This window comes from Tatumella sp. UCD-D_suzukii (assembly GCF_000611875.2).
Taxonomy (GTDB): domain Bacteria; phylum Pseudomonadota; class Gammaproteobacteria; order Enterobacterales; family Enterobacteriaceae; genus Tatumella; species Tatumella ptyseos.
In genome coordinates, this window is sequence record NZ_JFJX01000032.1 from 1 (window position 1) to 1,753 (window position 1,753).

Sequence of the window (1,753 nt, forward strand, 5' to 3'; positions counted from 1 at the left end):
TGGCTTTCCCGCTCAGATCGTCCCCGGCGGAATCGGTCAGGCTGATATCGCCTGCTTCTGCCGGCGCCGTGGTCTCGATCGTGACAGGAATGGCGGCCGAAGGCTGACTGGTGTTGCCGGCGGCATCGGTGACCGTGGTGGTGATGCTGTGGCTGCCGTCGGCCAGGGCCGGCAGGGTGCTGCTCCAGCTGCCGTCGCTGCCCGCGGTGGCGGTGCCGATGGCTTTACCGTTGTCGAGGATAGTGACGGTGTCGCCGGCTGCCGCGGTCCCTTTCAGGATCGGGGTAGAGTCATTTGTCTCCGCTCCGGACAGGTTATTACCGTTACCGTCGGTCAGTTCGACATCACCGGCTTCTGCCGGCGCCGTGGTCTCGATCGTGACAGGAATCGCTGCCGAAGGCTGACTGGTATTGCCGGCCGCATCAGTGACCGTGGTGGTAATACTGTGGCTGCCGTCGGCCAGGGCCGGCAGGGTGCTGCTCCAGCTGCCGTCGCTGCCCGCCGTGGCGGTGCCGATGGCTTTACCGTTGTCGAGGATAGTGACGGTGTCGCCGGCTGCCGCGGTCCCTTTGAGGATCGGGGTGGCATCGTTACTGGCTTTCCCGCTCAGATCGTCCCCGGCGGAATCGGTCAGGCTGATATCGCCTGCTTCTGCCGGCGCCGTGGTCTCGATCGTGACAGGAATGGCGGCCGAAGGCTGACTGGTGTTGCCGGCGGCATCGGTGACCGTGGTGGTGATGCTGTGGCTGCCGTCGGCCAGGGCCGGCAGGGTGCTGCTCCAGCTGCCGTCGCTGCCCGCGGTGGCGGTACCGATGGCTTTACCGTTGTCGAGGATAGTGACGGTATCACCGGCTGCCGCGGTGCCTTTGAGAACAGGGGTGGCATCGTTACTGGCTTTCCCGCTCAGATCGTCCCCGGAGGAATCGGTCAGCGTCACGTTGGCTGCTTCTGCCGGTGCCGTGGTCTCGACCGTGACAGGAATCGCTGCCGAAGGCTGGCTGGTATTGCCGGCGGCATCGGTGACGGTGGTGGTGATACTGTGGCTGCCGTCGGCCAGGGCCGGCAGGGTGCTGCTCCAGCTGCCGTCGCTGCCCGCCGTGGCGGTGCCGATGGCTTTACCGTTGTCGAGGATAGTGACGGTGTCGCCGGCTGCCGCGGTCCCTTTCAGGATCGGGGTAGAGTCATTTGTCTCCGCTCCGGACAGGTTATTACCGTTACCGTCGGTCAGTCCGACATCACCGGCTGCTGCCGGCGCCGTGGTCTCGACCGTGACAGGAATCGCCGCCGAAGGCTGACTGGTGTTACCGGCGGCATCGGTGACCGTGGTGGTGATACTGTGGCTGCCGTCGGCCAGGGCCGGCAGGGTGCTGCTCCAGCTGCCGTCGCTGCCTGCCGTGGCGGTGCCGATGGCTTTACCGTTGTCGAGGATAGTGACGGTGTCGCCGGCTGCCGCGGTCCCTTTGAGGATCGGGGTGGCATCGTTACTGGCTTTCCCGCTCAGATCGTCCCCGGCGGAATCGGTCAGCGTCACGTTGGCTGCTGCTGCCGGTGCCGTGGTCTCGACCGTCACAGGAATCGCGGCCGAAGGCTGGCTGGTATTGCCGGCCGCATCAGTGACCGTGGTGGTGATGCTGTGGCTGCCGTCGGCCAGGGCCGGCAGGGTGCTGCTCCAGCTGCCGTCGCTGCCCGCGGTGGCGGTGCCGATGGCTTTACCGTTGTCGAGGATAGTGACGGTGTCGCCGGCTGCCGCGGT

The 1,753-nt window shown here is 66.3% G+C and carries 1 protein-coding gene; it reads right to left on the reverse strand.

Features of this window, described 5'->3' with window-relative positions; translation table 11 throughout:
• Nucleotides 1–1,753: Ig-like domain-containing protein (locus CG67_RS07085; RefSeq protein ID WP_038024736.1), on the reverse strand; the 1,753-nt coding region annotated here is incomplete at both ends.